Raw genomic sequence first — 23,358 nt, 5'->3', positions numbered from 1 at the left:
TGGCGGGTGCCACCATCGACGCATGACCTCGATCCAGGATTTCCGAACGCCGTCCTCGTCCGCCCCGAGCCACGAATCCCGACCCGCCCCGCGCCAGGCCGTCGCCTACAGCCGTCCCGCCTCCACGATCCGGCGCAGGAAACGTCGCGTGCGTTCCTCCCGCGGGTCGCCGAACACCTCCTCGGCCGTGCCCCGTTCCAGTACGACGCCGCCGTCGAGGAAACAGACCTGGTCCGCGACATCGCGGGCGAAGCCCATCTCGTGCGTGGCAAGCACCATGGTCATGCCGTCCTCCTTCAAGTCCCGCACGACACTGAGGACTTCACCCACCAGCTCCGGGTCGAGGGCCGCCGTGATCTCGTCGAGGAGCAGGAGCCTGGGGCGTACGGCCAGGGCGCGGACGATCGCGGCCCGCTGCTGCTGGCCGCCGCTCAGCCGGTCCGGGTACTCGTCCGCCTTGGCGCCGAGCCCGAGCCGGTCGAGCAGCTCACCGGCGTGCGCCTCCGCCTCCGCGCGGTCCACGCCGTGCACGCGTCGCGGGGCGAGCGTGATGTTCTGCAGGACGGTCATGTGCGGAAAGAGGTTGTACGCCTGGAAGACCACGCCGATCCGGCGGCGCACCGCGTCCTGGTCGGCCCGGGGGTCGGTGATCTCCTCGTCGTCCAGCCAGATGGCGCCGTCGTCGATCTCCTCCAGCAGGTTCGCGCAGCGCAGCAGCGTCGACTTGCCCGAGCCGGAGGCCCCGATGAGCGCCGTCACCGTGTGCGGGGCGACCTCAAGATCGACGTCCCGCAGGACGACCGAGTCGCCGAAGGTCTTGCGGACGGCCTCCATCCGCAGCACGGGCACGCCGGAGCCCACGGGTGCCTTGCCGGGTGTCTCGCTCATATGCTCCCTCCCTGCGCCTGCCGCCGGTCCATCCGTGCCGTGACCCAGTCGGTGAACCGGGTCATCGGGATGGTCAGTGCGACGAAGACCAGTCCCGCGACGATGTACGGCGTGTAGTTGAGGCTGCGGCCCACGATGATGTCCGCGGCGCGCACGGCGTCGACCGCGCCGCCGATCGAGACGAGCCCGGTGTCCTTCTGCAGCGACACCAGGTCGTTGAGCAGCGGCGGCACCTGACGGCGTACGGCCTGGGGGAGCACCACGTACCGCAGCGCCTGCCGGTTGCTCAGCCCCAGCGAGCGGGCCGCGGCGCGCTGCGAGGGGTGGACAGACTCGATGCCGGCGCGGAACACCTCGGCGACGTACGCCGAGTAGGTCAGGGTGAGCGCCGTCCCGCCGAGCAGCACCGGATCGACCGTGATGCCCTGCAGCCGCAGCGCCGGCACGCCCAGGACCACGATCATCAGGTTGATGATCAGCGGCAGCCCGCGGAAGAAGTCGGTGTACGCGGCGGCCAGCGCCCTCAGCGGGAAGAACACCGGACCGCGCAGGGTGCGGGCGACGGCGATCAGCATGCCGAGGACGAGGACCGCGGCGCCGCACACCAGCAGGAGCCGGACGTTCAGCCACAGCCCTTCCAGGACCTTGGGGAACGCCTCGCGCGCGTACTGCGCGCTGAAGAACGTCTCCTTGGTGCGCGGCCAGCCGGGCGCGTTGACGACGACGAGGTAGAGGACGATGCCGGTCACGAGGGTGGACAGCGCGGCGATCGCCGTCGCGCGGCGGGCACGGGAGCGCTTGTACCGCTCCCGCTCGATCCGCCGCCACGACGGGACGTACGCCTCGCGTGCGTCTCCCTCGCCGGAGTCTTCTTCCCGCTCTCCGCCCGACTCCTCCTTCACGAACGTCACTTGAGGACTGGTGCGTCGACGGCGTCGGACAGCCACTGCTTCTCGACGGCGGCGAGGGTGCCGTCCTCGCGCAGGGCGTCCACGGCGTCCGTCACGCACGAGGTGAGTGCGCTGCCCTTGTCCAGGACGAGCCCGAACTGCTCGGGCGTACCGCCCTGGTTCTCGAACTGCCCGACGATCCTCGCGTCCGTCACCTCGGCCGCGGTGATGTAGAACGCGGTCGGCAGGTCGACCACGACGGCGTCCACCTGGCCGTTCTTCAGCGCGGACTTGGCCTGGTCGTTCTTCGCGTACGCGGCCGGCTGCTCGGTCGGCTTCACCACGTCGTTGATGTAGTTCAGGCTGGTGGTGCCGACCTGGGCGCCCAGCTTGATGCCCTTGAGGTCGGCGATGCTCTTCGCCTTCGCGGCCTTGGAGTCCTTGAGCGCGATGACGGCCTGGCGCACGTCGTAGTAGCCGGACGAGAAGTCGACGGCCTTCTTGCGTTCGTCGCTGATCGACACCTGGTTGATGTCGAAGTCGAAGGTCTTCTCGCCGGGCGCGAAGGCCTTGTTGAAGGGCACGCTCTGCCAGACGACATCGCCCTTGTCGTAGCCGAGCCGCTTCGCCACGGCGTACGCGACGGCCGACTCGAAGCCCTCGCCGTTGGCCGGCTTGTCGTCCTTGAACCACGGCTCGTAGGCGGGCTCGTCGGTCGCGATGGTCAGCTTCCCGGAGGTCTCCGTGGCCAGTTCGCCCTTGGCGCACGACTCGGCGCCGGAACCGGAGGGCTTGTCCGACGCCTTCTCCTCGGGCTGCGGGGCGCAGCCGACGGCGACGGCGAGCAGAGCGACGGTGGCGGTGGACGCGGCGCGGCGCAAGGCGCGTTGGGCAAGATGCATGGCGGGAGAGTGACAGTGGGCAGGCCCGTCTGTCGAGGTCACAGGGGCAACTGTCCGCATGATGGGAACTGGTGTTGCAATGTTGTGAACTCGTGGGGCGCAAGCGCGTACGGCGTTCTGGGGCGGTGGCCGCCCGACGTCGGCCACCGCTGCCAGGGCGGGGCCGCCGGCCGAGGGCGGGGATCGACAGGCCGGCGACCCGTCCGCGCAGGAGCCGTCATCCTGTGCGGGACCAGCTACCAGTGGACCGCGCGCGCCCCGTGCGCCGGGAGCGCGTGCGGGGCACCGGAGTGTGCGCTCCGTTCACACGGGGCGCGCACCGGCGCGCACGGCCGGGAACCGCACACCCGGCATCGGACGCCTCACCAACTCCCGCCCGGCGATCGGCGATTCGCCTCCGGGCGCGCGTGGTTTCACCAACCCCGCGCGTGCCACTCCGGCAGGTGTGGACGCTCGGCGCCCAGCGTCGTGTCGTCGCCGTGTCCCGGGTAGACCCAGGTCTCGTCCGGCAGCGCGTCGAAGATCTTCGTCTCGACGTCGTGGATCAGACTGGCGAACGCCTTCGCGTCCTTACGTGTGTTGCCCACACCACCCGGGAAGAGACAGTCCCCCGTGAACACATGCGGGTGCCCGTGCGGGTCGTCGTAGATCAGGGCGATCGAGCCGGGTGTGTGGCCCACCAGGTGGCGGGCGGTCAGCTCGACGTGGCCCACTCGGATCGTGTCGCCGTCCTGGACCGGCACGTCCGTCGGTACGGGGATGCCGTCGGCGTCGTCCCGTCCCGCGTACGTGCGCGCGCCCGTGGCCGTCACGACCTCCGCGAGTGCCTGCCAGTGGTCGCCGTGCTGATGCGTGGTGACGACGGACGCGATGCCGTCGTCACCGATCAGCGTCAGCAGCGTGCCGGCGTCGTTGGCCGCGTCGATCAGCAACTGCTCGTCCGTGGCCCGGCAGCGCAGCAGATAGGCGTTGTTGTTCATCGGGCCGACCGCGACCTTGGAGATCATCAGGTCCCGCAACTCGTGCACATCCGCAGGGCCGCCGACCGTCACCGCTCCGCTGTACGTCATGGCGCTCAGCCTATAGCGGGGGGAGCGCGGGCAGCGGACCGCCTTCGACGCTCAGCGCGGACTCGTCGCGGCGGCCCGCGAGCCAGCCGAGGAGGGCGGGCGCGGGGCCGGTCACGGTCACTTCCGCACCGCCCTCGGCGCCCACCGCTCGCTCCGGGGCGTCGTCTCCGGAGACGCGTCCCGTGCTCCACGCGCGCGTGCCGTCGGTGACGCGCGTGTGCGGCACCTCGGGGTGTCCGGTGAAGCGGTCCGTGAGGAAGACGATCTCGCGCTCCACGAACTCCTCCGGGAGGTCCTCCAGGTCGTAGCCGATCCCCAGATCCACGTGGTGCAGCTCGACCTCGATCCACCGCCGGAACGGCACCCGGGACGCCGAGTCGGTGACGCCGTTGCGCAGCTCCACCGTGCGGGACCAGTCCGCGGGCGCGGCCCCCGTCTCCTGGAAGCGGGCCGCGCTCTCGCGGAGGTCGGTGAGCTGCGTCTCCAGTGGGCGCGGGGCGTCCCGCCCGATGTCGGCGTCCCGGGCCTCCCCGGAGACGTACATCGGTCGGCCTTCGAGGGCGTTCACGAGGGCGTCCGCGTTGCGGGACAGGTGGGCCAGGACGTGGCCGCGGCTCCAGCCGGGCAGCCGTGACGGCTCGGCCACGGAGGCGTTGTCCAGTTTGCCGACTGCGTTGAGGAGCCGCTCGGTCGCGTCACGTACAGACGCCAGGTCGCGCACATGATCGTTCATGGGCCCGACGATAGTCCCGCCACACGTTTGGGTGAAGGTTGCGGGCGGCCGCCGTAAATCGAATGCGCGTGCTATATGGTCGGGTGCGGCGTCGGGCATGCTGGAGGGCCCGGGATTGTTGTGAACGAGGGAAACCAGACCGGCGTTGTCAGTGGCTCCCTCTAGTCTGAAAAAGACGGGGGCCCCGTCGTCTGAAAGACCGTGTTGGCGAGGGTCTCCGAAAAGCCGGGGGCCTCGCCCCTGTCACTTATCTCAAGAAAGGTGCGGACCGGCGTGGCCGACCGTCTCATCGTCCGTGGAGCGCGCGAGCACAATCTGAAGAATGTCTCGCTCGACCTCCCGCGCGACTCGCTCATCGTCTTCACGGGCCTGTCGGGGTCGGGCAAGTCCTCGCTGGCCTTCGACACGATCTTCGCCGAGGGACAGTGGCGCTATGTGGAGTCGCTCTCCTCGTACGCCCGGCAGTTCCTCGGCCAGATGGACAAGCCGGATGTCGACTTCATCGAAGGCCTCTCCCCGGCGGTCTCCATCGACCAGAAGTCGACCTCGCGCAACCCGCGCTCGACGGTCGGCACCATCACCGAGGTCTACGACTATCTGCGTCTGCTCTTCGCGCGCATCGGCAAGCCGCACTGTCCCGAGTGCGGCCGCTCCATCACGCGCCAGTCGCCGCAGGCCATCGTCGACAAGGTCCTGGAGCTGCCGGAGGGAAGCCGCTTCCAGGTCCTGTCGCCGCTCGTGCGTGAGCGCAAGGGCGAGTTCGTCGACCTCTTCTCCGATCTCCAGACCAAGGGGTACAGCCGCGCCCGGGTCGACGGCGAGACGATCCAGCTCACCGAGCCGCCCACGCTGAAGAAGCAGGAGAAGCACACCATCGAGGTGGTCATCGACCGCCTCACGGTCAAGGAGGGCGCCAAGCGCCGGCTGACCGACTCCGTGGAGACCGCCCTCGGTCTCTCCGGCGGCATGGTGGTGCTCGACTTCGTCGACCTCCCCGCCGACGACCCCGAGCGCGAGCGCATGTACTCGGAGCACCTGTACTGCGCGTACGACGACCTGTCCTTCGAGGAGATGGAGCCCCGCTCCTTCTCCTTCAACTCGCCCTTCGGCGCCTGCCCGGACTGCACGGGCATCGGTACGCGCATGGAGGTCGACCCCGAGCTGATCGTCCCGGACGAGGACAAGTCGCTCGACGAGGGAGCCATCCACCCCTGGTCGCACGGTCACACCAAGGACTACTTCGGACGTCTCATCGGAGCTCTCGCGGACGCGTTGGGATTCCGGACCGACATCCCCTTCGCCGGTCTTCCGCAGCGCGCCAGGAAGGCGCTGATCCACGGACACAAGACACAGATCGAGGTCCGCTACCGGAACCGGTACGGCAGGGAGCGTGTCTACACCACGCCCTTCGAAGGGGCCGTCCCGTTCGTGAAGCGGCGGCACGGCGAGGCCGAGAGCGACGCGAGCCGCGAGCGCTTCGAGGGCTACATGCGCGAGGTGCCCTGCCCCACCTGTCAGGGCACGCGCCTCAAGCCGGTCGTCCTCGCGGTCACGGTCATGGAGAAGTCGATCGCCGAGGTCTCCGCCATGTCCATCAGCGAATGCGCGGACTTCCTGGGCGAGCTGAAGCTCGACGCCCGCGACAAGAAGATCGCCGAGCGCGTCCTGAAAGAGGTCAACGAACGACTGCGGTTCCTGGTCGACGTCGGCCTGGACTACCTCTCGCTCAACCGCGCCGCGGGCACCCTTTCCGGCGGCGAGGCCCAGCGCATCCGCCTCGCGACCCAGATCGGCTCGGGCCTCGTCGGCGTGCTGTACGTGCTGGACGAGCCCTCCATCGGCCTGCACCAGCGCGACAACCACCGGCTCATCGAGACCCTGGTCCGGCTGCGCGACATGGGCAACACGCTCATCGTCGTCGAGCACGACGAGGACACCATCAAGGTCGCCGACTGGATCGTCGACATCGGCCCCGGCGCGGGCGAGCACGGCGGCAAGGTCGTGCACAGCGGTTCCCTGAAGGAGCTGCTCGCCAACGACGAGTCGATGACCGGTCAGTACCTGTCCGGCAAGAAGGCCATCCCGCTGCCCGACATCCGGCGCCCCCGCGACCCGTCCCGGCAGCTCACGGTGCACGGCGCCCGTGAGAACAACCTCCAGGACATCGACGTGTCGTTCCCGCTGGGCGTCCTCACGGCCGTCACGGGAGTCTCGGGTTCCGGCAAGTCCACGCTGGTCAACGACATCCTGTACACGCACCTGGCCCGCGAGCTGAACGGCGCCAGGAGCGTTCCCGGGCGCCACACGCGCGTGGACGGCGACGACCTCGTCGACAAGGTCGTGCACGTCGACCAGTCGCCCATCGGCCGCACCCCCCGGTCCAACCCGGCGACGTACACCGGAGTCTTCGACCACGTCCGCAAGCTGTTCGCCGAGACGACCGAGGCGAAGGTCCGCGGCTACATGCCCGGCCGCTTCTCCTTCAACGTCAAGGGCGGCCGCTGCGAGAACTGCTCGGGCGACGGCACGATCAAGATCGAGATGAACTTCCTCCCGGACGTGTACGTCCCGTGCGAGGTCTGCCACGGCGCCCGCTACAACCGGGAGACCCTGGACGTCCACTACAAGGGCAAGTCCATCGCCGACATCCTGAACATGCCGATCGAGGAAGGCATGCACTTCTTCGAGGCGGTCCCGGCGATCTCCCGTCACCTCAAGACGCTGAACGACGTCGGCCTCGGCTATGTCCGGCTCGGTCAGTCCGCGACCACCCTGTCCGGTGGTGAGGCCCAGCGCGTGAAGCTCGCCAGCGAGCTCCAGAAGCGCTCCACCGGACGCACGGTGTACGTCCTCGACGAGCCGACCACCGGTCTGCACTTCGAGGACATCAGCAAGCTGCTCACCGTGCTGTCCGGTCTGGTCGACAAGGGCAACACGGTCATCGTCATCGAGCACAACCTCGACGTCATCAAGACCGCCGACTGGGTCGTCGACATGGGCCCCGAGGGAGGCGGTGGCGGTGGCCTCGTCATCGCCGAGGGCACACCCGAGGAGGTCGCCGGGGTTCCGGCCAGCCACACGGGCAAGTTCCTGCAAGAGGTCCTGGGCGCGGAGCGCGTCAGCGACGCCTCGGAGGTGAAGGCCCCGCGCAAGACGGCCGCCAAGAAGGCGGTGGCCGCCAGGTCGACGGCAAAGAAGACGGCGACGGCCAAGACCACCCCCGCCAAGACCACCACGACCAAGGCCGCCACCGAAAAGGCCGCCAACAACACGGCCACCAAGAAGTCGGCCGCGGTCACGAAGAAGGCGACCCCGGCGAAGAAGACGACGAGGGCCCAGAAGGCCTGAGCCGGTTCGTTGATACGAGTACGGCCCCGCAGGACGGCCGGACTCCTGCGCGTGCGTACACCCGCCAGGCACATCGCGCCGCGTTCACCGGAACTCAAGCTCCCGTGGAACGCGGCGCGTTGTGTGATCAGCCGTCCAGGTCGCGCCCGTTAGAAAGCGCCCACCTCATGCGCGTACGGCGGTTCCGCGCCCGCCCGTGAGCAGGTGATCGCCGCGGCCCGGGCGGCGAACCGCAGCAACTCCGCCCAGCCGTCGGCGCCCAGACGCGCGAGCGCCGGCCCGGAGAGCGCGTCGCGGGCGGCGAGGCCGTGCAGCAGCGCCGCGTTCACCGTGTCACCCGCGCCGATCGTGTCCACCACGTCGACGGGCTCGCCCGGCACGGCGTACTCCGAGCCGTCACGGGTGAAGGCGGTCAGCCCGTCGCCGCCCCGCGTGACGACCACGGCCGAAGGGCCCGAGGCCAGCCACTCGCGCGGAGTGCCGCCGAGCCACTCCGCGTCCTCCTCCGACAGCTTGAGCAGCGACACCGACGGCAGCCAGCTCTTGAACCGGGTCCGGTAGGCGTCCGCGTCCGGGATCAGCACCGAGCGGATGTTGGGGTCGAGCGCGGTGAACACCCCCCGCGCGGACGCGATCCGCATCAGCTCCTCGTACGCCGTCGCACCCGGCTCCAGCACGAGCGAACACGTACCGAAGGACACCGCCCTTGTCCCGTCCGGGAGTTGGGCGGACGCCGAGAACAGCCGGTCCGCGGTGCCCTCGACGTAGAAGGAGTAGCGGGCCGAACCGCCCGCGCCGATCGACGCGACGGCGAGGGTCGTCGGCTCGGTGCCCCGCTGCACGGACGACACGTCGACGCCCGCCTCGCGCAGTCCGCCGACCAGGGCCTCGCCGAAGGCGTCCTGAGAGATCCGCGAACAGAACGCCGCGGGGGAGCCGAGCCGGCCCAGCGCCACCGCCGTGTTGTAGGGGCCGCCGCCGCGCCGCGGGTCGAGCCCCGCGAGCGCGCCCGCCTCACGCGGCACCAGATCGATCAGGGCCTCACCGGCGACGACGATCACGAGTCGGATCCTTTCTCGGGGCAGCCGCACGAGGTGCGGTGCACGAAGGCGGAGGGCAGCCGGACCGTACGGGCCTCGCGGCCGGGGGAGTCCAGCCGGTCGAGCAGCAGCCGTACGGCCTGGGCGCCGATCTCCTTGCTGGGCTGGGAGATCGCGGTGAGCCGGGGCGAGAAGAGGTCCGCCCAGGAGAAGTCGTCGAAGCAGCACAGAGCCAGGTCGCCGGGCACGGACAGGCCCTTCTCGCGCACGGCCCGCAGCGCGCCGATGGTCATCGCGTTGTTGGCGGTGACCAGTGCCGTCGGCGGCGCCGGGAGGGACAGCAGGGCGTCGGTCGCGCGCTCGGCGCCCGCCGCCTCGGAGTTGCCGGGGACCACGAGCCGCTCGTCGTAGGGGAGTCCCGCGTACGCCAGGCCGTGCCGGTAACCGGAGATCCGCTCACTCGTCGTGCTGAGCCCCGGCAGGCCCGCGACCAGGCCGATCCTCTTGTGCCCCAGCTCGGCGAGATGCCTGACCAGGAGCGTGACGGGTTCGGTGTTCTCCGCGCAGACCTGGTCGAAGGCGAAACCCGGTGGCGTCCGGCCGCCGTCGACCAGCCGGTCCAGGAACACCGTCGGTACGTCGTGCCGCCCGAGGTAGCCGAGCAGCTCCTCCGGATGTGCCGACGGCGCGACGAGCATGCCGTCCACGCGCCGCTCGTGCAGCAGCTGGACCACCTTGCGCTCGTGCACCGGATCGTCGTGCGGGTCCGCGAGCAGCAGGCTGTAGCCGCGCTCCAGGGCACCGGCCTCCACGCCCTGAAGGATCTCCGTGAAGTACGGGTTGCTGATCGCCGACACCGCGAGCCCGATCGACCGGGTGCGCGAGGTGACGAGCGATCTGGCCAGGGTGTTGGGCGTGTAGCCGAGTTCGTCGATGGCGTCGAGCACGGCCTGGCGGGTGGCCGGCCGTACCGGGCGGGTGTCGTTGAGTACGTGCGAGACCGTCGCGACGGACACGCCCGCGCTCCGGGCCACGTCGACCATGGTCGCCATGGGTGAGCCCCTCCCTTGCCCTTGCGTTCGCCCTCGCCGACGCCCTCGTCGGGCGCCGTTCCGGATCGGACCGTACCCGATGCCAAGGGGCACGTAAACGCTTGCGTAAACGTTTACGTCTCGGGCTCCAGAGTCAGGCCCTCACCGCGGCCCCCGGCATCTCGCCCCGGCCGGCCCTCACCACGGCGCCCCCGCCCCTCACTCCCAGTCCCACCCGATCCCCACGATCCCCGACCGCACCCGCTGCTCCACGACGTGGACCGACCGATGGTGGTCGCTCAGTGTCAGCTCCTGGCGGCCGCTCCGTGGTGCCGCGGCCGAGTGCTGGGTGAACCGGTGGCAGCGCATGGGCAGCGCGTCCTCGGTGAAGCGCACCTGGAGGGCGTACTGCCCGCCGGAGAAGCCGAACCCGCGGACGTACTCGCCGCACGCGCCGGCCGTGCCGTCCTCGACGCCGTAGCGGAACAGGAAGGTGTCACCCGCGCGCAGCCGCGTGTCGAAGAGCAGCTCGGCGACGAGGACACCGGTGTCGTGGTGCCAGAGGACGCGTCCCGTGCGGCAGTTCTCCAGGGCGTGCACCGCCATGTGCTCCGGGTCGCATCCCGGGTCGCCGTGGTGGATGGCGACGAAGCGGTCGATGCCGTCCTTGTGGGCGCGCACGATGTGCTGGGAGTCGCGTCCCACCAGCTCGCGCCGGGTGCCGATCCGTACGCGCTCGTGGTGGCCGATGGTGTGCAGTCCGCCGTCGAGCGGTGAGTCCAGCTCGGCCAGCAGCTTCTCCAGGGCGCCGGAGGCCTCCACCAGGGAGCGGTACGAGCGGGCCGCGGCGCGCTCCGCCTCGGGGCGTTCGTCGGCCTTCGCGAGCAGCCGGATCAGTGACTCGTCCGGCAGCTGGAGTATCTCCTCCAGGGCGCGCACGGCCCGCAGCGACTCGGGGCGCTGCGGACGCCGGGCGCCCTGCTGCCAGTAACTCAGGCTCGTCACGCCGACCTTGACCCCGTACCGCGTCAGATGGTGCTGTACGCGCTGCAGCGGCAGTCCACGGGTGGCGATCGCGACGCGCAGGGCGACATGGAAGGGGCCGCCCCGCAGGGCCGTCTCCAGCTCCGCCGTGGCAGCGTCCGCGTGTTGTGTGCCGTCCCGCATTCAGGGGCCTTTCTGTGAGTGCTCGCAGCGACTGGTCGGGCCGTTCGGGCTGGTCGGAGAGGCCACACGGTCGGCGCGCGGGGGACGTTCGCGTCCCTGCGCGGTGGTGCCCGCCCAAGTCACCCCGCATTGAAGCGTGTTGATCAGGCCCGGACAACACCTGGTGCGCAACCTCGCTGTCCGTACGTGCTCCCCACCACCTCGGTCAGGGCGTCGGACCACCCCGGCCGGAGCGTCCGGCCACCTCGGTCGGGGAGCCCGCCTCACCGCTCCAGCAGGTCCCGGATCGTCCGTGCCGACAGTGCCGACTTGGGCAGGAAGCCGCGGGCGGGGCTGTCCGCCACCAACTCCTGGAAGTCCTCCAGGGAGTGCGTCGAGATGAGGATCACGGCGGGCACGGCGTCCGCGAGCAGTCCCGCCACGTCGAGGCCGCTCTCGCCGTCCAGGTCGAGATCGACGAGAGCGACGTCCGGGGCGAGGTCCCGCGCGCGCGTGAGCGCCTCCGCGCCCGTCGAGGCGACGCCGACGACCCGGACCCCGCCGCGCTCCAGCAGGGCGCGCGCGGCCTCCAGGAACCGGGCGCTGTCATCGACGATGAGACAGCGCATGGACATGCGGACAGCTTCCCAACCGGCTGCCGGGTTGGCTTTCCGGCTAGCCGGAAAGTGCTGAAGTCCCATGCCGGAAAAGATCGTTCGCGCTTACGGAGCGCAGTGCCGGGTGACGCGCGGTAGCATGGCGCTGCCCTGGGGTGACCGTGTCCTGTCGGTCTGTTGGGGGTGCGCGATGAGGAAGCTCAACAGCAAAGCCGGTACGCACCGGACGCGCCGCGTGGTCCTCGCCGGAGCGTTGTCCGGGGCCCTGTTCGCCGCCGGCTGCGACGGGGGCGGGGGCGGGGGAGACGGCGAGCGCTCCGCGAAGCGCGGCGACACCACCTGCGACGGCAGGCTCGAAGGCACCACCGACATCACCGTGTGGTTCCACGCGGGACCGAGCGGAGAACTCGACACACTGCGCGGCCAGGTCAAGGACTTCAACGCCGTACAGAAGGACGTACGGGTCGAGCTGATCACGCTCCCCGAAGAGCGCCCGTACGACGAACTGGTCGTCTCCGCGGCCGCCAGCGGCGAACTGCCGGACCTGCTCGACCTCGACGGCCCGAACCTCTACAACTACGCGTGGTCGGGCAAGCTCAAGCCGCTCGACTCCTGCGTGCCCGAGGCGGTGAAGGCCGATCTCCTGCCCTCGATCCGCGAACAGGGCACCTATGAGGGCCGGTTGTGGGGCGTCGGTACCTTCGACTCCGGGCTCGGCCTCTACGTACGCCCCTCCGTCCTGAAGAAGGCCGGCATCCGCGTCCCGGGCGGCCCGGACGACGCCTGGACGGCCGCCGAACTGACCGGCATCCTGCGGAAGCTGCGCAAGGAGGGCTACGAGAAGCCCCTCGACCTGCTCCTCAACCGCGTGCTCTCGGGCCATGAGTGGAACACGTACGGTTTCGTGCCCGCCGTCTGGTCGGCAGGCGGCGACCTCCTCGACCCGCGGGACCTGCGGGCGGCGGAAGGTTTCCTCAACGGGCCCGAGGCGGTCGGGGCGATGACCGTCCTGCAGAGCTGGGTGAAGGAGGGGCTGGTCGACCCGAACAAGGACGACAAGGCCTTCACCAGCGGACGCAGCCCCATCTCCTGGGTGGGGCACTGGGCGTACCCCGAGTTCAGCAAGGCGTTCCCCGACGACGTGAAGATCGTTCCGCTGCCCGACTTCGGCAGGGGAACCGTCACCGGGATGGGCTCCTGGCAGTGGGGTGTCACGGCGGGCGCCGTCGACGGGGACGCGGTCTGGCGGTTCCTCGCCCACCTCCTGAAGCCCCGGGAGGTGCTGCGCATGAGTCGGGCCAACGGGGCGATCCCGGCGACAGGCAGCGCCGTCGAGCTCTCGCCGAGGTTCGCCGAGGGCGGTGCCGAGCGGCTGTTCATCGAGCAGCTGAAGAGCGGTGTCGCGCGGCCGCGGTCGCAGACCCCGGCCTATCCGGCGGTCAGCGGTGCCTTCTCGCGTGCCTTCGCGGAGATCATGCTCGACCGGGCCCCGGTGAAGGCCGCCCTCGACAAGGCGGTTGGCCGGATCGACAAGGACCTGGCCGACCACCAGGGTTACCCGTCGGCCGGGCCATGACACCCGGCGGACGACATACCCCGGACGGTATACGCGGGCCGGCGGACGCCGGGGACGGCGAACCAAGGCAGCCGGGCATCGTACGGAGATTCGTCGGCGCACGCGGCCCTCTCCGCCTGCGGGGGTCCGCACAAACGAAACAGGCGGAACAGGCAGGACGGGCAGGACCGGCCGAACAGTCCGAACAGTCCGGACGGGCCGGACGAGCAGGCCGGCCCGAACGAACCGGGCGCCCCCGCGCCGGCACCCCGCTGCTCGCCCGCCTGCGCGTCGGCACCAAGCTCATGCTGCTGGTGCTGCTGCCGGTCTCCGGGCTCCTCGCCTTCACGGTCTTCTCGGCCGTGACCGACTGGCGCGAGGCGCGCACCCTGCGGGAGTTCAGGGCCGCGACGCGTGTCTCCTTCACCCTGACCGCGCTCACCGACGCCCTGGCCCGCGAACGCCTCGCCGAGGTCCTCGTGGCGGCGGACCCGGACAGGCGGGGCGTGACGGCCGAACGGGACGCGGCCCGGCACGCCACGGACCGGGCGCTGACCGCCGCGCGGGACGGCGCCGCGCAAGGCGCCGCCCGCGGAACCGGTCAGCCGGACGTCCTCGGACAACTCGACGCGAAGGGCCGGCAGCTCTTCGCGACCAGACTGGAGGCGGGCAGCGGCTCGTTCACCGCGACACAGACCGGTCAGGCGTACGCGAGCCTCACGAACGACCTGCTCAACACCGTCCACCACCTCGACTCGGGCCGCCCCTCACGGGCCTCCGGCCGTGCCGCGGACGGCTATCTCGCCGTACTGGAGGCCATCGAGGCCGCCGAGCGCGAACGCGCCGACCTGGCCGTCCTGTTCGCGACGGGCCCCGACAAAGCCCCCGGTGCCACGGGCGACCCCTGGCAGGCACTGGAGGCCGCCCAGCTCGACACCTTCCGGCAGAACGTGTCGGGGCGGCTCAAGGTGCGGCTGTCGGGTGTACTGCTCCAGCCCGCGGGCCGTACGGTCCGGGCCACGCGCGAGGCCCTCGCTGTCGGCGACACCGCGAAACTGCCCTCCCTGGAACGCTGGTTGGCAGCCTCCACCGGCCGCCTCACCGCCCTGCGCGCGATCGCGGACGCCGCCGAGGACGAACTGGCGACCGCCGCCGACCGTGATCTGCGGGCAGTGAAGGACCGCGGCGAACGCGAACTGGGCCTCTCCGTAGTGGTCCTTCTCGCCGTCACCGTCCTCGCGCTGGCCCTGCGCCGCTCGATCAACCGCCCCCTCACCGAGGTGTCCGAGGGCGCCAAGGCACTCGCCGACGGCGACCTGTCGTACGACATCCGCTACACGGGACGGGACGAGATCGGCGACGTGGCCGACACCTTTCGCGAACTCCACGTGACCAGCGAGCGGTTCGCCGCCGAGATCCGCGCGATGAACACGGCGATCGACGACAACCGGCTCGGCCACCGGGCCGACGTCGCGGCCTTCGGCGGCACCTGGGCGCAGCTGCTGCGCGGCATGAACGCCACCATGGCGTCGTTCGGCGCCGCCCACGGACGGCGCCACAAGGCCGAACAGGAGCTGGAGAGCATCTTCAACCTCTCCCTGGACCTGCTGTGCATCAGCGGTCTCGACGGCTACTTCAAGCGGGTGAACCCGGCCTTCGAGAGGACACTCGGCTACCCCGGCAGCACCCTGCTGTCCCGGCCGTACCTCGACTTCGTGCACGAGGAGGACCGGGACCGCGTCCAGGCCATCCTCGACCGGCTGGCGACCGGCGCCGAGGTCGTCGAGTTCGAGAACCGCTACGTACGCGGCGACGGTACCGAGTGCTGGCTGCAGTGGAGTTGCCGTCCCGTCATCGAGGAGGGCCTCATCTACGCCGCCGCGCGCGACGTCACCGAGAGCCGCCGCGCCGCCCGTGAACAGGCCGCGCTGCGCAGTGTCGCCACCCTGGTGGCCCGCGGAGTCCCGCCGCACGAGGTGTTCACGGCCGTCGCGCACGAGGTGGGACTGCTGCTGAGCACGAGTTCCGCGGCCGTTCTGCGGTACGAGGCCGACGGCGCCGTCACCGTCCTCGGCTCGGCCCGTACGGCCGCGACGGAGGGCAAGGGGGCGGCGCGGGCGGTGGCCGCCACCGGGCGCGCGGCCCGTGTCGGCCGTTCCGCCGGGGCGCCGATCGTCGTCGACGACCGCCTTTGGGGCGCCGTCGTCGTGTCCGCCCCGCACCCCGAACCGCTGCCCAGGGGCACCGAGTCGCGCCTCGCCGACTTCACGGAACTCATCGCCACCGCCATCGCGAACGCGGACAGCCGTGCCCAACTGGCCGCTTCACGCGCGCGCGTGGTGGCCGCCGGTGACGCGTCCCGGCGGCGCATCGAACGCGATCTGCACGACGGCGTCCAGCAGCGTCTCGTCTCGCTCCAGCTGGACCTGCGCACGGCCGAGTCCATGACGGCGGACCAGCCGGCCGAGCTCGTCGAGCAGCTGGCGCACATCGGCAAGGGCCTGGACGACGCCTTCGAGGACCTGCTGCAGATCTCCCGGGGCATCCATCCGGCGATCCTCTCCAAGGGCGGCCTCGGCCCCGCCCTGCGCGCCCTGGCCAGGCGCTCCGCCGTGCCCGTGGAGCTGGATCTGGAGCTGCCGGGGGCCCGCCTCCCGGAACAGACCGAGGTGGCCGTCTACTACGTGACCTCCGAGTGCCTCACCAACGCCGCCAAGCACGCGCGCGCGACGGTGGTCGAGGTCCGGGCGAGGGTGTACGAGGACGTCCTGGAGGTCGTCATCGGCGACGACGGGGTCGGGGGAGCCGAACCGGGCGGCGGCTCAGGGCTGATCGGGCTCACCGACCGGGTCGAGGCGATCGGCGGCAGGCTGACCGTCAGAAGCCCGCAGGGCAGAGGGACCACGCTGATCGCACGGCTGCCCCTGCCGCTGCCCGCCGCGGAGTGACCGGCGGCCCTCCCCGGACCGACCCGCGGTCGTCCCCGGACATGTGACTGCCCGGAACGTACGCCGTGTCGGAGACCCGACGAGGGGGGAGCCGTGGACTCGGCGACGTACGTACGCTCCGGGCGGTCCGCACGGACGGTGAGGCGGCCGTCCGGCTTCAGGGGCGGGGCGTCCCGCCGTCCGGTGCCGACCGCAGGCGCTTGGCGCGCACGACGTCCGGGTCGCGGGGGTCGAGGCCGGAGCGCAGGCCGTCCGCGTACCGCTCCTCGTCCCCGTACGGGGAGAACTCGTCCTCGTACGGCCGGACACGGACCGACCGCCGTCGCTTTTCGATCCGTGTCTGTCGCATCTTCCGCAGCCTTTCGGTCATCGGCCCGCCGCCCCTCGCCCGGGGCGGCGGCCCACCTGCATCTGCACTGCTACGAGCATTCCCGCTGGCTGTCTTCGTGTCGTCACGGCCAGCCCCCGAAACGGCTTCCGGTTCTCCACCATTGCCCACCTGCGGCTAGCCGTAACCGGCCATGTCCGGCAGGCTGTTGGAGGCGTACCGCAGACGCGCACCGCGCCGGTCGGCCGAGCGGACGGGGAGCACCATGGACGCAGCACAGCGGCCCGCGCGCGGGAGGGTCGTCCTGGCCGACGACGACGTCCTGCTCAGAGAGGGTCTGGCCAGCCTCTGCGAGCGGCTCGGCTACGAGGTGGCGGGCCAGGCGGGCGACGCGAACGCGCTCCTGGAACTGGTCGCCGAGCACGTGCCGGACCTGGTGATCGTCGACATCAGGATGCCGCCCACCCACTCCACGGAGGGGCTGAAGGCGGCCCGCGGCATCCGCGAGCGGTATCCCGACCTCGGCATCCTCGTGCTGTCCGCCTTCGTGGAGGTCGAGGACGCCCTGGAGCTGCTCGCGAGCGGGCGGCGGATCGGCTATCTGCTCAAGAGCCGCGTCACGGTCGTGGACGAGTTCATCGAGGCCCTGGACCGCATCCACAAGGGCGGCTCGGTCGTGGACCCCTCCCTGGTGCGGGAGCTCGTCTCGGCCCAGCGCCGCGACGACCCGCTGTCCTTCCTCAGCACCCGGGAGCGGGAGGTCCTGGAGCTCATGGCCGAGGGCCGCTCCAACGCCGGCATCGGGCGGCGTCTGTGGGTGACCGAGGGCACCGTGGAGAAGCACGTCCGCAGCATCCTCGGCAAGCTCCGGCTGCCGGAGGCCGCGGACGATCACCGGCGGGTGCTGGCGGTTCTCACGTTCCTGGAGTCGCGTTAGCCGGTGGCCGCGAGGGCCGACAGGCCGTCGCGCTGTCACACCCCGCAAGTAGGGTGTGAGACATGGCCGACCCCTCCAGTTACCGCCCCAAGCCGGGACAGATCCCCGACTCGCCGGGGGTCTACAAATTCCGCGACGAACACCGCCGGGTGATCTACGTCGGGAAGGCGAAGAGCCTGCGTCAGCGCCTGGCGAGCTACTTCCAGGACCTCTCCGGCCTCCACCCGCGGACGCGCACGATGGTCACCACGGCCGCGTCGGTGGAGTGGACGGTGGTGTCCACGGAGGTCGAGGCGCTGCAGCTGGAGTACTCCTGGATCAAGGAGTTCGACCCCCGGTTCAACGTCAAGTACCGCGACGACAAGAGCTATCCGTATCTCGCGGTCACCATGAACGAACAGTTCCCGCGCGTGCAGGTGATGCGCGGCCAGAAGAAGAAGGGCGTGCGCTACTTCGGTCCCTACGGACACGCGTGGGCGATCCGCGACACCGTGGACCTCCTCCTGCGCGTCTTCCCCGTACGGACGTGCTCCGCGGGCGTGTTCAAGAACGCCGCGCGCACCGGCCGCCCCTGTCTGCTCGGCTACATCGGCAAGTGCTCCGCCCCCTGCGTCGAGCGGGTCTCCCCCGAGGAGCACCGCGAACTCGCCGAGGAGTTCTGCGACTTCATGGCCGGCCGCACAGGGACGTACATCCGCCGTCTGGAGGGCCGGATGGCGGACGCGGCGGAGGAGATGGAGTACGAGCGGGCCGCCCGGCTGCGCGACGACGTCGAGGCCCTCAAGAAGGCCATGGAGAAGAGCGCCGTCGTGCTCGCCGACGCGACGGACGCCGACCTGATCGCGCTCGCCGAGGACGAGCTGGAAGCGGCCGTTCAGATCTTCCACGTACGGGGCGGCCGGGTCCGCGGCCAGCGCGGCTGGGTCACCGACAAGGTCGAGGCCGTCACGACGGGTGACCTGGTCGAGCACGCGCTCCAGCAGCTCTACGGCGAGGAGACCGGCGACTCCGTACCGAAGGAGGTGCTCGTCCCGGCGCTGCCCGAACTCGTGGAGCCCGTCCAGGAGTGGCTCGCCGAGCGCCGCGGGTCGAACGTGTCGTTGCGGATCCCGCAGCGCGGCGACAAGAAGGCCCTCATGGAGACGGTCCAGCGCAACGCGCACCAGGCGCTCGGCCTGCACAAGACCAAGCGGGCCTCCGACCTCACCACCCGCTCCCGGGCCCTGGAGGAGATCGCCGAGGCCCTCGACCTGGTCAGCGCGCCCCTGCGGATCGAGTGCTACGACATCTCGCACCTCCAGGGCGACGACGTCGTGGCGTCCATGGTCGTCTTCGAGGACGGGCTGGCCCGCAAGAGCGAGTACCGCCGCTTCCAGATCAAGGGCTTCGAGGGCCAGGACGACGTCCGGTCCATGCACGAGGTGATCACCCGCCGCTTCAGGCGGTACCTCGCCGAGAAGGAGAAGACCGGCGAGTGGGCCGACGGCGAGACGGGGCTCACCGAGGAGGACGGGCGGCCCAAGCGGTTCGCGTACCCCCCGCAGCTGGTCGTCGTCGACGGCGGACAGCCGCAGGTCGCCGCCGCCCAGCGGGCGCTGGACGAGCTCGGTATCGACGACATCGCCGTGTGCGGCCTGGCCAAGCGCCTCGAAGAGGTCTGGGTGCCCGGCGAGGACGACCCGGTGGTGCTGCCACGTACCAGTGAAGGGCTCTATCTTCTTCAGCGTGTGCGCGACGAGGCGCACCGCTTCGCGATCACCTACCAGCGCACCAAGCGGGCCCGGCGGTTCAGGGCGAGCCCGCTGGACGACGTGCCGGGCCTCGGTGAGACGCGCAAACAGGCGTTGATCAAGCATTTCGGCTCGGTGAAGAAGCTGCGGTCCGCGACAATCGACCAGATCTGCGAAGTTCCCGGCATAGGCCGCAAGACGGCCGAGTCGATCGCCGTGGCCCTCGCCCAGGCGGCCCCGACGGCACCCGCCGTGAACACCGCGACCGGAGAGATCATGGAAGACGAGGAATTCGCACCAGAGGAACACGCACCAGAGGAAGACGCGACAGACGCGGAATCCGAGACTACGGCGGGTTCCGCGGGGGAGCCCGTGTCCGCGGGCCCCTCCGACGAACGACGGGGGCAGGAGAGATGACCGAGCACGAGCAGGAAGAACCCTCGGCAGGGCGCACGGCGGAGACCGAACCGCCCGCGGCCGGAACCGGGGAACCGCACACGGCTGAAACAGAGGCATCGCACAGCGAAGCGCGCGAGGATCGAACACAACGAGAGGCGGCCGGCCAGACAGCCGGCCAAGAAGCCGACGAAGCGGCACAGGAAGACGGAGCGGAAGTGAACACGGGCACCACCATCGAGCCGGCCGGCGTCCCCGAGGCGGCCATTCCGGAGCTGGTGATCATCTCCGGAATGTCGGGCGCGGGCCGGTCCACCGCCGCCAAGTGTCTGGAGGACCTCGGCTGGTTCGTCGTCGACAACCTGCCGCCCGCGCTGATCCCCACCATGGTGGAGCTCGGCGCCCGCTCGCAGGGGAACGTGGCGCGGATCGCGGTCGTCGTGGACGTCCGCGGACGTCGATTCTTCGACAACCTGCGCGAGTCCCTCGCGGACCTGGAGACCAAGAACGTCACCCGGCGGATCGTCTTCCTGGAGTCCTCGGACGACGCCCTGGTGCGCCGCTTCGAGGGAGTGCGGCGCCCGCACCCCCTCCAGGGCGACGGCCGCATCGTCGACGGCATCGCCGCCGAGCGCGAACTGCTGCGCGAGCTGCGCGGCGACGCCGACCTGGTGATCGACACCTCCAGCCTGAACGTGCACGAGCTGCGCGCCAAGATGGACGCCCAGTTCGCGGGCGAGGAGGAGCCCGAGCTGCGGGCCACCGTCATGTCCTTCGGCTTCAAGTACGGCCTGCCGGTCGACGCCGACCTGGTCGTGGACATGCGGTTCCTGCCCAACCCGCACTGGGTCCCGGAGCTGCGCCAGTACACCGGCCTGAACGAGGAGGTGGCCGCGTACGTCTTCAACCAGCCCGGCGCCAAGGAGTTCCTCGACCGGTACGCCGAGCTGCTGCGACTCATCCAGACCGGCTACCGCCGCGAGGGCAAGCGCTACGTGACCATCGCGGTCGGCTGCACCGGCGGCAAGCACCGCTCCGTCGCCATGTCGGAGAAGCTCGCCGCCCGTCTGGTGTCCGAGGGAGTGGAGACGGTCGTCGTCCACCGGGACATGGGCCGCGAATGACGGGACGTAGTCCGCGGCTGAGCAGACTGCGGCGGATGGCCCCCGAGACACGCGGGGGCAAGCCCGTCGAGAGCCGCGGCGCCAAGCCGCGCCGCCGCGGCGCCCAGCCCAAGGTCGTCGCGCTCGGCGGCGGCATGGGCCTGTCCGCCTCGCTCACCGCGCTGCGCCGCATCACCGGCGACCTCACGGCGGTCGTCACGGTCGCCGACGACGGCGGCTCCAGCGGCCGGCTGCGCGACGAGCTGGGCGTGCTCCCGCCCGGCGACCTGCGCAAGGCCCTGGCCGCGCTGTGCGGCGACGACGAGTGGGGCCAGACCTGGGCGCGTGTCATCCAGCACCGCTTCCAGTCCAAGGGCGAGCTGCACGAGCACGCGGTCGGCAATCTGCTGATCGTCGCCCTCTGGGAACAGCTCGGCGACCACGTCCAGGCCCTCGACCTGGTCGGCAGGCTGCTGGGCGCGCACGGCAGGGTGCTGCCCATGTCCGCCGTGCCCCTGGAGCTCCAGGCGCTCGTCAAGGGCCACGACCCGGTGCGGCCCGAGGACGTCGACACCGTCCGCGGACAGGCGACCGTGGCGCTCACACCCGGCGAGGTCCAGTCCGTCCACGTCGTGCCGCACGACCCGCCGGCCGTCCCCGAGGCCGTCGCGGCGGTCCTCGACGCGGACTGGGTGGTCCTCGGCCCCGGCTCCTGGTTCTCCTCGGTGATCCCGCACCTGCTCGTGCCCGAGCTGCTCGACGCGCTCATCGAGACGAAGGCCCGCCGGGTCCTCTCCCTGAATCTCGCTCCGCAGCCCGGAGAAACCGATGGCTTCTCCCCGCAGCGTCATTTGGAGGTTTTGGGACGACACGCCCCTAAACTCGCCCTGGACGTGGTGCTGGCCGACGAGGCCGCCGTGCCCGACCGCGATTTACTCACCGATGCCGCAAAGCGGTTCGGCGCCGCGGTCGAGCTGGCGCCCGTGGCCCGGACCGACGGTTCTCCGAGGCACGATCCGGAGCTGTTGGCCGCCGCGTACGACCGTATTTTTCGGATGCATGGAAGGATCGGCCCATGGCGATGACGGCAGCGGTGAAGGACGAGATCTCCCGGCTTCCCGTCACCCGGACCTGCTGCAGAAAGGCGGAGGTCTCCGCCATCCTGCGGTTCGCGGGCGGCCTTCACCTGGTGAGCGGCCGAATCGTGATCGAGGCGGAGCTGGACACGGCGATGGCGGCACGCCGGCTGAAGCGGGACATCCTGGAGATCTTCGGCCACAGCTCCGAGCTGATCGTGATGGCTCCGGGCGGCCTGCGCCGCGGTTCCCGTTACGTCGTACGGGTGGTTGCGGGCGGTGACCAGCTGGCCCGCCAGACGGGGCTGGTGGACGGCAGGGGACGCCCGATCAGGGGTCTGCCGCCGCAGGTGGTCTCGGGGGCCACCTGCGACGCCGAGGCCGCCTGGCGCGGGGCCTTCCTGGCCCACGGCTCGCTCACCGAGCCCGGCCGTTCGTCCTCCCTGGAGGTGACCTGCCCGGGCCCGGAGGCCGCGCTCGCGCTGGTCGGCGCCGCCCGCCGCCTCTCGATCGCCGCGAAGGCCCGCGAGGTACGGGGCGTGGACCGGGTCGTCGTGCGGGACGGGGACGCCATCGGTGCCCTCCTCACCCGCCTCGGCGCCCACGAGTCCGTGCTGGCCTGGGAGGAGCGGCGGATGCGGCGCGAGGTCCGCGCCACCGCCAACCGGCTCGCCAACTTCGACGACGCCAACCTGCGCCGCTCGGCCCGCGCGGCCGTCGCCGCCGGGGCCCGTGTCGGGCGGGCCCTGGAGATCCTCGGCGAGGAGGTCCCGGAGCATCTCGCCGCCGCCGGACGGCTGCGCATGGAGCACAAGCAGGCCTCCCTGGAGGAGCTGGGCGCGCTCGCCGACCCGCCGCTGACCAAGGACGCCGTCGCGGGCCGGATCCGCCGGCTGCTCGCCATGGCCGACAAGCGGGCCCAGGACATCGGCATCCCGGGGACGGAGTCCACACTCACCGAGGAAATGGCCGACAACCTCGCGGGCTGACCGGCGAGAACCGTCGCGGCCCCTTCCGCGCAGTCCTCGCCGGGAGGGGCCGCCGCTTCGTGGCGGAAGAGACCGCGACCTTCGCCGCGGCCGGACGGCCTACGGGCCATGCCGTCGCCGCGGCGAGATGGTTCACGGACGTGGCGGTCCCCGTGACGGGGCGGCCCACGGGGCCAGTGGCCCGCGTGTCGAGGCGAGGGGGTCCACGGACCCGGTCGTGCCGTCGTGAGAGGGCCCACGGAGCCGGTCGTCCCGTGGCGAGACGGCTCACGGAGCGAGTGGTCCGCGTGGCGAGGCGGTCCACGGGCCTTGTCGTCCCGTGGCGAGAGGGTTCACGTCCCCGGTCGTGCCGTCGTGAGAGGGCCCACGGAGCCGGTCGTCCCGTGGCGAGACGGCTCACGGAGCGAGTGGTCCGCGTGGCGAGGCGGTCCACGGGCCCTGGCGTCCCGTGGCGAGGGGGCCACGGACCTCGCCCTCCCGTCGCGAGGCGGCTCACGGACCCGGTCGTCCCGTCGCGAGGCGCCCCACGGACCCCGCCCTCCCGCCGCGAGGTGTTTCACGGACACCTCAGCAATCGGCCCGGCCTCTCAACACGCCGGTGTATGCGCCCATTTGGGGTAAGCGCACCGGC

Annotated in this window: 18 protein-coding genes; 8 read left to right on the top strand and 10 right to left on the bottom strand. The window is 71.1% G+C overall.

The window, feature by feature from the left end:
• Positions 1 to 105 precede the first annotated feature (105 nt).
• The 5 genes from ACH4YP_RS33520 to ACH4YP_RS33500 form a co-directional block, all read right to left on the bottom strand.
• A complete protein-coding gene (locus ACH4YP_RS33520; RefSeq protein ID WP_398494617.1) occupies positions 106 to 834 on the bottom strand; it encodes an amino acid ABC transporter ATP-binding protein in 729 nt (242 codons plus the stop codon).
• Between the two features lie 50 nt (positions 835 to 884).
• The gene (locus tag ACH4YP_RS33515) at positions 885 to 1,799 is read right to left on the bottom strand and encodes an amino acid ABC transporter permease (protein WP_398494545.1); all 915 of its coding nucleotides are present in this window, start codon (positions 1,797 to 1,799) and stop codon (positions 885 to 887) included.
• Positions 1,796 to 2,680, bottom strand: a complete 885-nt coding sequence (locus ACH4YP_RS33510; protein ID WP_398494543.1) for an ABC transporter substrate-binding protein — start codon at positions 2,678 to 2,680, stop codon at positions 1,796 to 1,798. The genes ACH4YP_RS33515 and ACH4YP_RS33510 overlap by 4 nt, the downstream gene beginning before the upstream one ends.
• Before the next feature lie 413 nt (positions 2,681 to 3,093).
• Positions 3,094 to 3,750 carry an MBL fold metallo-hydrolase gene (locus ACH4YP_RS33505; RefSeq protein ID WP_398494541.1) on the bottom strand — a complete coding sequence of 219 codons (657 nt, stop codon included), beginning with the start codon at positions 3,748 to 3,750 and terminating at the stop codon, positions 3,094 to 3,096.
• Between the two features lie 10 nt (positions 3,751 to 3,760).
• A complete protein-coding gene (locus tag ACH4YP_RS33500) occupies positions 3,761 to 4,483 on the bottom strand; it encodes a maleylpyruvate isomerase family mycothiol-dependent enzyme (protein ID WP_398494539.1) in 723 nt (240 codons plus the stop codon).
• 273 nt (positions 4,484 to 4,756) lie between these two features.
• Here ACH4YP_RS33500 and uvrA point away from each other — a divergent pair, with 273 nt between their 5' ends.
• On the top strand, positions 4,757 to 7,831 hold the full coding sequence (gene uvrA, locus ACH4YP_RS33495) for an excinuclease ABC subunit UvrA (protein WP_398494537.1): 3,075 nt from the start codon (positions 4,757 to 4,759) through the stop codon (positions 7,829 to 7,831).
• A 149-nt stretch (positions 7,832 to 7,980) separates the two neighbouring features.
• On the opposite strand, the gene ACH4YP_RS33490 is transcribed toward uvrA, so the two are convergent.
• From ACH4YP_RS33490 to ACH4YP_RS33475, 4 genes are all read right to left on the bottom strand, one after another.
• Complete coding sequence (locus ACH4YP_RS33490) at positions 7,981 to 8,892, bottom strand: carbohydrate kinase (protein WP_398494536.1); 912 nt, start codon at positions 8,890 to 8,892, stop codon at positions 7,981 to 7,983.
• The gene (locus tag ACH4YP_RS33485; protein ID WP_361052772.1) at positions 8,889 to 9,923 is read right to left on the bottom strand and encodes a LacI family DNA-binding transcriptional regulator; all 1,035 of its coding nucleotides are present in this window, start codon (positions 9,921 to 9,923) and stop codon (positions 8,889 to 8,891) included. The genes ACH4YP_RS33490 and ACH4YP_RS33485 overlap by 4 nt, the downstream gene beginning before the upstream one ends.
• Before the next feature lie 198 nt (positions 9,924 to 10,121).
• Positions 10,122 to 11,069: a hypothetical protein gene (locus ACH4YP_RS33480; RefSeq protein WP_398494534.1), complete on the bottom strand. Its 948-nt coding sequence runs from the start codon at positions 11,067 to 11,069 to the stop codon at positions 10,122 to 10,124.
• Positions 11,070 to 11,332: 263 nt separating this feature from the next.
• Entirely contained in the window at positions 11,333 to 11,683 is a 351-nt protein-coding gene (locus ACH4YP_RS33475; protein WP_361052766.1) for a response regulator transcription factor, read from the bottom strand.
• Between the two features lie 172 nt (positions 11,684 to 11,855).
• On the opposite strand from ACH4YP_RS33475, the gene ACH4YP_RS33470 reads away from it, so the two are divergent.
• Together ACH4YP_RS33470 and ACH4YP_RS33465 are read left to right on the top strand one after the other, a co-directional pair.
• A complete protein-coding gene (locus ACH4YP_RS33470) occupies positions 11,856 to 13,241 on the top strand; it encodes a sugar ABC transporter substrate-binding protein (protein WP_361052763.1) in 1,386 nt (461 codons plus the stop codon).
• A 284-nt stretch (positions 13,242 to 13,525) separates the two neighbouring features.
• Positions 13,526 to 16,168 carry a PAS domain S-box protein gene (locus tag ACH4YP_RS33465; protein ID WP_398494532.1) on the top strand — a complete coding sequence of 881 codons (2,643 nt, stop codon included), beginning with the start codon at positions 13,526 to 13,528 and terminating at the stop codon, positions 16,166 to 16,168.
• A 157-nt stretch (positions 16,169 to 16,325) separates the two neighbouring features.
• Here ACH4YP_RS33465 and ACH4YP_RS33460 read toward each other — a convergent pair whose 3' ends face one another.
• The gene (locus tag ACH4YP_RS33460) at positions 16,326 to 16,517 is read right to left on the bottom strand and encodes a hypothetical protein (protein ID WP_266740963.1); all 192 of its coding nucleotides are present in this window, start codon (positions 16,515 to 16,517) and stop codon (positions 16,326 to 16,328) included.
• 244 nt (positions 16,518 to 16,761) lie between these two features.
• Here ACH4YP_RS33460 and ACH4YP_RS33455 point away from each other — a divergent pair, with 244 nt between their 5' ends.
• From ACH4YP_RS33455 to whiA, 5 genes are all read left to right on the top strand, one after another.
• Positions 16,762 to 17,433: a response regulator transcription factor gene (locus tag ACH4YP_RS33455; RefSeq protein WP_361052756.1), complete on the top strand. Its 672-nt coding sequence runs from the start codon at positions 16,762 to 16,764 to the stop codon at positions 17,431 to 17,433.
• A 62-nt stretch (positions 17,434 to 17,495) separates the two neighbouring features.
• Positions 17,496 to 19,580 (top strand): excinuclease ABC subunit UvrC, encoded by a 2,085-nt coding sequence (gene uvrC, locus ACH4YP_RS33450; RefSeq protein ID WP_398494529.1) that lies wholly within the window; start codon positions 17,496 to 17,498, stop codon positions 19,578 to 19,580.
• On the top strand, positions 19,577 to 20,683 hold the full coding sequence (gene rapZ, locus ACH4YP_RS33445) for an RNase adapter RapZ (protein WP_361052750.1): 1,107 nt from the start codon (positions 19,577 to 19,579) through the stop codon (positions 20,681 to 20,683). Before uvrC ends, rapZ begins: the two co-directional genes overlap by 4 nt.
• Positions 20,680 to 21,747 carry a uridine diphosphate-N-acetylglucosamine-binding protein YvcK gene (gene yvcK / locus ACH4YP_RS33440; protein WP_398494527.1) on the top strand — a complete coding sequence of 356 codons (1,068 nt, stop codon included), beginning with the start codon at positions 20,680 to 20,682 and terminating at the stop codon, positions 21,745 to 21,747. The genes rapZ and yvcK overlap by 4 nt, the downstream gene beginning before the upstream one ends.
• Positions 21,738 to 22,727, top strand: a complete 990-nt coding sequence (gene whiA / locus ACH4YP_RS33435) for a DNA-binding protein WhiA (RefSeq protein ID WP_361052744.1) — start codon at positions 21,738 to 21,740, stop codon at positions 22,725 to 22,727. The genes yvcK and whiA overlap by 10 nt, the downstream gene beginning before the upstream one ends.
• Positions 22,728 to 23,358: the final 631 nt, after the last annotated feature.

Origin of the sequence: Streptomyces sp. NPDC020747 (assembly GCF_044334695.1) — a bacterium.
Lineage (GTDB): Bacteria > Actinomycetota > Actinomycetes > Streptomycetales > Streptomycetaceae > Streptomyces.
Note: the sequence above shows the minus strand (reverse complement) of the source record. Positions and strands in the feature narration are given on the sequence as shown.

Coding starts and splice junctions, on each gene's coding strand:
- whiA (WP_361052744.1), top strand. CDS start 21,738: ATGGCGATGACGGCAGCGGTGAAGGACGAGATCTCCCGGCTTCCCGTC.
- ACH4YP_RS33520 (WP_398494617.1), bottom strand. CDS start 834: ATGGAGGCCGTCCGCAAGACCTTCGGCGACTCGGTCGTCCTGCGGGAC.
- ACH4YP_RS33500 (WP_398494539.1), bottom strand. CDS start 4,483: ATGAACGATCATGTGCGCGACCTGGCGTCTGTACGTGACGCGACCGAG.
- ACH4YP_RS33455 (WP_361052756.1), top strand. CDS start 16,762: ATGGACGCAGCACAGCGGCCCGCGCGCGGGAGGGTCGTCCTGGCCGAC.
- ACH4YP_RS33510 (WP_398494543.1), bottom strand. CDS start 2,680: ATGCATCTTGCCCAACGCGCCTTGCGCCGCGCCGCGTCCACCGCCACC.
- ACH4YP_RS33475 (WP_361052766.1), bottom strand. CDS start 11,683: ATGTCCATGCGCTGTCTCATCGTCGATGACAGCGCCCGGTTCCTGGAG.
- ACH4YP_RS33460 (WP_266740963.1), bottom strand. CDS start 16,517: ATGCGACAGACACGGATCGAAAAGCGACGGCGGTCGGTCCGTGTCCGG.
- yvcK (WP_398494527.1), top strand. CDS start 20,680: ATGACGGGACGTAGTCCGCGGCTGAGCAGACTGCGGCGGATGGCCCCC.
- ACH4YP_RS33505 (WP_398494541.1), bottom strand. CDS start 3,750: ATGACGTACAGCGGAGCGGTGACGGTCGGCGGCCCTGCGGATGTGCAC.
- uvrC (WP_398494529.1), top strand. CDS start 17,496: ATGGCCGACCCCTCCAGTTACCGCCCCAAGCCGGGACAGATCCCCGAC.
- ACH4YP_RS33485 (WP_361052772.1), bottom strand. CDS start 9,923: ATGGCGACCATGGTCGACGTGGCCCGGAGCGCGGGCGTGTCCGTCGCG.
- ACH4YP_RS33465 (WP_398494532.1), top strand. CDS start 13,526: ATGCTGCTGGTGCTGCTGCCGGTCTCCGGGCTCCTCGCCTTCACGGTC.
- ACH4YP_RS33470 (WP_361052763.1), top strand. CDS start 11,856: ATGAGGAAGCTCAACAGCAAAGCCGGTACGCACCGGACGCGCCGCGTG.
- ACH4YP_RS33480 (WP_398494534.1), bottom strand. CDS start 11,069: ATGCGGGACGGCACACAACACGCGGACGCTGCCACGGCGGAGCTGGAG.
- rapZ (WP_361052750.1), top strand. CDS start 19,577: ATGACCGAGCACGAGCAGGAAGAACCCTCGGCAGGGCGCACGGCGGAG.